This is a genomic window from Sphaerospermopsis reniformis (assembly GCF_005402885.1).
GTDB lineage: Bacteria > Cyanobacteriota > Cyanobacteriia > Cyanobacteriales > Nostocaceae > Sphaerospermopsis > Sphaerospermopsis kisseleviana.
The window spans coordinates 1-5871 of record NZ_BJCE01000293.1 but is presented as its reverse complement, the minus strand read 5'-3'; the positions used below and the strand labels follow the sequence as shown (position 1 = coordinate 5871).

The following is a 5871-nucleotide window of genomic DNA, read 5'->3' as shown; positions in this document are numbered from 1 at the left end:
TACCCCTAGCGCGTTTTGGGTACATATGTATATAATTGGTAATATTTTTCATCTTTGGTAGAACCACGGTATATTTTCCATTTACCGTTCTACCATTTTTCCGTTATATATTTCGGACAGGTCTACTGTATTCCACCAAAAACGAGTCCATTCTTTACGCGCTATCATATCCGGTTCAGTCCGAATTTCATAGTAAAAGCTAGGAATACTGGTTTCAATGTAAATTTTTGATTTCACAATCTTGAATTTATAAATTTCTGATTTTAACAAGGAAAGGGTGATATCTACTTTAGTTTTACCATGATCGCAGTTACCACCTCCCCAACAGCGTTAGCGTAGCTCACCGCAGGTATCGCTCTCTCGCATCCCCAAACAAGCGATCGCATTTCCTCACATCTCCAGAAAAGCGATCGCTCTTTCATTGTCACTGTAGCAGAATAGCAGTTTTAGGTATCCATATTTTATTATTTCAGCCCAAGCTATTGACTAGACCACAGTAAACTGAGTGGGAAAACCCAAAAGTTTAAGATCGGCAAGATAGAGAAACTTATAATTACCTACGGCATCTTTAAGATAAAAATAGTCCAGTGTCCAAATTCCTGCTTCACTAAATTAAGGAATGGTCAATGTATCACTATAAATACCATTTTGTGATGTTCCAGATGTACGATCAGAATAATTTAAAAGTACATAAGCTGATTGCTGACCTGAAGGACTTTTAAAACTGACACCTCCATAACCAGACGAAAGAGAGCCACTGACTAAGCCACTCATATCATCAGTAATCTGGGCTGTAACAGTGATAGATTGAGCCGCAGTAGATGTATTTACTGAAGTTGTTGATAATGAGAAACTTCCTAAAGATGGTGCTGTTGTATCTGTGGTGGATTGATCATTATCTGCAATTGTAACAGTCCCACTTTGAGATGTTCCCAGACTGTAATTACTACTAGAAGACAAAGTTAAAACAACTGTTTCACTCCCTTCAGATAAAGAATCATCAAGAGGATTAATATTAATGAATGCAGTTGATGAACCAGCAGCAAAGGTTACACTATTAACAATATTGCTGTAATCTGTTCCATTGGTAGCTGTTCCTGCGACAGTATAATTAACTGTTAGAGATGAAGTTGTACTTCCTGTACGAGTTAGAGTAAATTGACCAGGATTTGCTGTTTGTCCTGTGATAGTTTCACCAGCATTACTATCATTTGCAGTAATATTAATTGTAGGTAGAAGTGAATCATTATCAGCAATATTTACAGTAGCACTATTAGCAGAACCTATATTATAAGCTGAACTAGAACTCACATTGAATACAACAGTCTCATTACCTTCAACTGCTGAATCATCAATGGGGTTAATATTAACTGTAGCTGTGGCAGAATTAGCCGCAAAGGTAACACTATTACTAATACTGTTGTAGTCTGTACCGTTGGTTGCAGTGCCAGAAATTGTGTAATTAACTGTTAATGCTGAAGATAAATTACCTGTGCGGGTGAGGGTAAATCTACCAGGATTTGTAGTTTGTCCACTCAAAGTTTCTGCTGCACTTGCATCACTAGCAGTAATAGTAATTGTTGGTAAAGTTGATTGTTCAACGATTAAAGATTTACCATCTACAAAAATTGTAGTTGTATCATCTTGATTTTTAATATCTGCAATTTGACTAGGATTAAGCTGTTTACCTGTCACAAATGCTGCCAATAATTCTCCCTCATCACCAGGGGTATCAGTAGAATTAATTTCTTTGTCTAACCAATGTCCAGTTTCTTCTATAATTGCTTCTTTAATTAATTCAGTATTTCCACTGCTAAGTAATTCTTCGTTAAGATAAATTTTATTGGTTTCTCCAGAAAACGCGCCTAATGTACCTGTGGGAAATACGGATGAGTTTAAGACTTCTATCTGTGGTAACGCAGTCAAATTACCAACTAACCACTGAGAATGGATGTCTTGTAATCTCCCTGCGTTGAAATTATCTCCAAAAACCAAGTGTATTTGTGATTGAAAATCTGGAGATTGTGCAAACTCTTGCAGAGTAACCGCAGGTTGCCAACCAAGTATATTATCCCATGATAGGGGTGTTGCTACTATGTTATGTAGGGCTTGAGATGTTTCAACTGTAGATAATAAAGATGTATTACAACTAAAGTCAGTTACATCAAGATCATGGAAAATATTAATAGATGCAGAAATATTGTTTTCCTGTCCAGGAAGTAGAAGGGATAAATCCTGGCTGCTATTTAGTATTAGTTCACTCATGGTAATGCACCTTATTGAAGGACTGACTTGATTAATATTTTATTTTGCTCTTATAGCTATAAGATATAGTATTATTACTCAATCAAGTATAAATTAATGATAAAACTAATTGACCAATCACTCCTACAAAACTTCTGTTTCCGCTGTTTTGCAGACAATTACACCAACAAACAGCTATTACTAACAGCAATTTATACAAACTACTTATTCTTTCTTCAGTTAGTTGTGCGTAATTCTTCTGAAATTGAAACTTCCCCATCTAGCTGAATGATCTAGCGCAAGTTATCTAGGGACATCTAAGATAGATTCAACAATACGGCAAAATTTGAGAGGAAAGAACTCAACTCAATTAACATGGATATAAAACAAGGATTTGTAGGTACTATTGGTAACACACCACTGATTCGTTTAAACAGCTTTAGTGAAGAAACTGGTTGCGAAATTTTAGCCAAAGCAGAATTTCTCAATCCTGGAGGTTCTGTCAAAGATCGTGCAGCATTGTACATTATTGAAGATGCAGAAAAAAAAGGTTTACTTAAACCCGGTGGTACAGTAGTAGAAGGAACTGCGGGTAATACAGGAATAGGATTAGCGCATATCTGTAATGCTAAAGGTTATAAATGCCTAATTATTATTCCCAATACCCAATCTCAAGAAAAAATAGACGCGCTGACAACCTTGGGGGCGGAAGTTCGTCCTGTTCCGGCTGTACCCTACAAAGACCCTAATAATTACGTTAAATTATCTGGTAGAATTGCCACCGAGATGGAAAACGCCATTTGGGCGAATCAATTTGATAATTTAGCAAATCGTCAAGCCCATTACGAAACCACCGGTGAGGAAATTTGGCGACAAACAGGGGGTAAAATTGATGGTTGGGTAGCTGCAACCGGTACAGGTGGAACTTTTGCAGGTGTGGCAATGTGTTTGAAAGAAAAGAACCCCAATGTTAAATGTGTTGTTGCCGATCCGATGGGTAGCGGTTTATATAGCTATGTGAAAACCGGCGAAATCAAAATCGAAGGTAGTTCTATTACTGAAGGTATTGGTAACAGTAGAATTACCGCTAATATGGAAGGCGTACCCATTGATGATGCCATTCAAATTGATGATCAAGAAGCTTTACGAGTGGTTTATCAACTATTAAGAAAAGATGGTTTATTAATGGGTGGTTCAACAGGAATTAATGTTGGTGCTGCGGTGGCTTTAGCGAAACAATTGGGACCCGGACATACTATTGTGACTATTCTTTGTGACAGCGGATCTCGCTATCAATCACGGATATTTAACAAAGAATGGTTAGCTAGTAAAGGGTTGTCTGTTAGTTAAAGGGTTGATAAGATCCCCGACTTCTTTGATGATCGTGTCAATAAATTGTGAATTTATCGCAGAAGTCGGGGATCTGGGGATGATATTTTTGAAAGTTGATTTACTTAAAACTGATGAAATCCAAAATCCAAAATCTAAAATCTAAAATCCTATGAATCCCTACATTATTTTTTCTCAAACCAAACTTCAATGTGTGAGTGATGGCACTATAAAACCGTTGTTAGAAAATTGCGAAAGTGCTGCAAAAATCCTAGTTTTAGTATTGCCACAACTGGGAGATTTTGATAGTTTAGAATATGCCTGGTGGTTACAGCGAGAAGCGCAAAATTTAGCAAATCAAAAAATTGCTATTCGTGCAGTAGGTATTGGGAATCTCACTTCTGGAAGAAAATTCTGTGAATATACAGGATTTCCCCAAGAAAATTTATTTGTTGATGAAAATGCCGAATTACATCAAAAACTGAATCTTTATCCAGGTTTAAAAGTTTCTGTTCCTGGACTTTCTCTAGGTCAGAAATCTTGGTTAAATTTAATGTTAATGTGTGCAGGTATTGGTAGTCCTGGAACATTAAAAGAAGTTTTTAGAGGATATAAAGGAGATAAACAAGCACCCCAACTTATAGCAGATGATGAAATGATTGAAGGTACTCCTTTACCAGCTTTTAAAGGTTCGTTTTTTAAACTAGCTGGAGGTAGTGGTTTTCAACGTCCTTTTGAATTAGCTACTCTGCGACTGAAAAATATGGTAGAAGTATTAAAAAATTGGTCAACTTATGTACCATCATCTGCTTATTTAACTCAACGTGGTGGAACATTTTTATTTAATAATCAAGGTGAATTACTTTATGAATATCGAGATCCAGGAATTTTAGGTTTTGCTGCTAACATGAGTCAACCTCTATCATTTTTACCAATTGATAATTGAAAATTGACAATTGATAATTGTTTTATTCAAGATATCGCAGATTGCAGATTGATGAGGTACAGCATTTAAGTTTAAAGCCACTCACCAAGCCAGTTTTCCTCCTGCCTCCTGCCTCCTGCCTCCTGCTATAATTCAAAATTTAGGTTATTCGTAATGTTAAATCTACCAACAGAAGATCAAGTAGAATCCACTAAATGTGTGCAGGTGTGTCAACATCGTAGCTGTATCAAACAAGGTGCAAAAGAAGTATTAGCAGCTTTTCAAGCTTCATCCGTTCCTGATGTGACAGTTACAGCTAGTGGCTGCTTGGGTCAGTGTGGTAATGGTCCAATGGTGCTAGTGTTACCTGAGATGGTGTGGTATTGTCGGGTTTTACCTCTGGAAGTACACCTAGTGGTGGAAAAACATTTAATAGGTGGTCAAAGAGTCCGCAGAATGCTATATCATCGTTTTCATCCTCAGAGATAATGCTGATGAAAAAATATCCGAAAACAGCATCTTGTTCACGGAAGCGAGAAAACTGATGGACATTAAGCAGCTACGCCAAGTTTTAAAATTAAAGTGGTTAACTTACTATCAAGAAAATATTTCTTGGTTAACAAAAATGCAAATTTGGCGCACCTATGATGGTGTGAGACGACCTTCATCTGGTTATATTTTAGCCACTCTCTCGGTTTTAGAACCGCGTTTACAGCACATACTTCCTTTTATTCTGGAGTTAAATAATAATCCTGATCAAATAGTCGCTGCTTTAGGGTTGAATTTTAATCCTGATGAGGAGTTGCGTTTATTAGAATTAGAAAAATCTTTAGCTAAAAACCAAATTGTTCACAAAAATTCTGTGACTTGTTCTCATACAGATACACAGATAAAACAAGATTTTCAGTCTAGGGTTGAACCGAAAAAAAAACAGGTATTGTTAAGAATTGTTCCCAGTGTTGAACACAAACAGCAATCTGTTTCTGCGGTGACAATTAGCAAACCAGTAGATCATCATTTTACCGCAGCTAGGGAAGAAATATCTCAGAAAACCCATAGATTAGGAATTGGGCGATTACCAAATATCACAGAACCAATTCCTATCAAATATCAATTTACAGGTCTTCCCGTCAAAGAAATTTCTTATATTTCTGCTACTACTAACGCCCGCAGTTTACCCGCTTGGATGGATGAATTTTGTCCAGGGGTGAATAGGTGACTGGGGACTGGGGACCTCACAGGGGTGGGTTTTTAATATAATCTGTGAAGGCAAGACCAGGAAGACAAGGAAGGCTTGTCCTGAGCGTAGTCGAAGGGATGGACAAGGAAGATTTTATACGGACAATGGTTTTTTGACGGACTATTTTTGTGAC

The 5871-nt window shown here is 37.0% G+C and carries 7 protein-coding genes; 4 read left to right on the top strand and 3 right to left on the bottom strand.

All coding sequences use genetic code 11. From position 1 onward, the window contains the following. Positions 1-81 precede the first annotated feature (81 nt). The 3 genes from FFR48_RS24605 to FFR48_RS24595 form a co-directional block, all read right to left on the bottom strand. Entirely contained in the window at positions 82-237 is a 156-nt protein-coding gene (locus FFR48_RS24605; RefSeq protein WP_162501955.1) for a hypothetical protein, read from the bottom strand. Positions 238-284: 47 nt separating this feature from the next. Continuing rightward, positions 285-428, bottom strand: a complete 144-nt coding sequence (locus FFR48_RS24600; protein WP_162501956.1) for a hypothetical protein — start codon at positions 426-428, stop codon at positions 285-287. Positions 429-612: 184 nt separating this feature from the next. Then, the gene (locus FFR48_RS24595; RefSeq protein WP_137669180.1) at positions 613-2265 is read right to left on the bottom strand and encodes a Calx-beta domain-containing protein; all 1653 of its coding nucleotides are present in this window, start codon (positions 2263-2265) and stop codon (positions 613-615) included. 354 nt (positions 2266-2619) lie between these two features. On the opposite strand from FFR48_RS24595, the gene FFR48_RS24590 reads away from it, so the two are divergent. The 4 genes from FFR48_RS24590 to FFR48_RS24575 all read left to right on the top strand — a co-directional run bounded on the left by FFR48_RS24590 (position 2620) and on the right by FFR48_RS24575 (position 5717). Then, positions 2620-3594, top strand: a complete 975-nt coding sequence (locus FFR48_RS24590; RefSeq protein WP_137669179.1) for a cysteine synthase A — start codon at positions 2620-2622, stop codon at positions 3592-3594. Between the two features lie 151 nt (positions 3595-3745). Further along, positions 3746-4519, top strand: coding sequence for a peroxiredoxin-like family protein (locus FFR48_RS24585; protein ID WP_137669178.1), 774 nt, complete (start codon positions 3746-3748; stop codon positions 4517-4519). A gap of 153 nt (positions 4520-4672) precedes the next feature. After that, positions 4673-4987: a (2Fe-2S) ferredoxin domain-containing protein gene (locus FFR48_RS24580; protein ID WP_137669177.1), complete on the top strand. Its 315-nt coding sequence runs from the start codon at positions 4673-4675 to the stop codon at positions 4985-4987. Between the two features lie 55 nt (positions 4988-5042). Next, on the top strand, positions 5043-5717 hold the full coding sequence (locus FFR48_RS24575; protein WP_096570682.1) for a DUF5331 domain-containing protein: 675 nt from the start codon (positions 5043-5045) through the stop codon (positions 5715-5717). Positions 5718-5871: the final 154 nt, after the last annotated feature.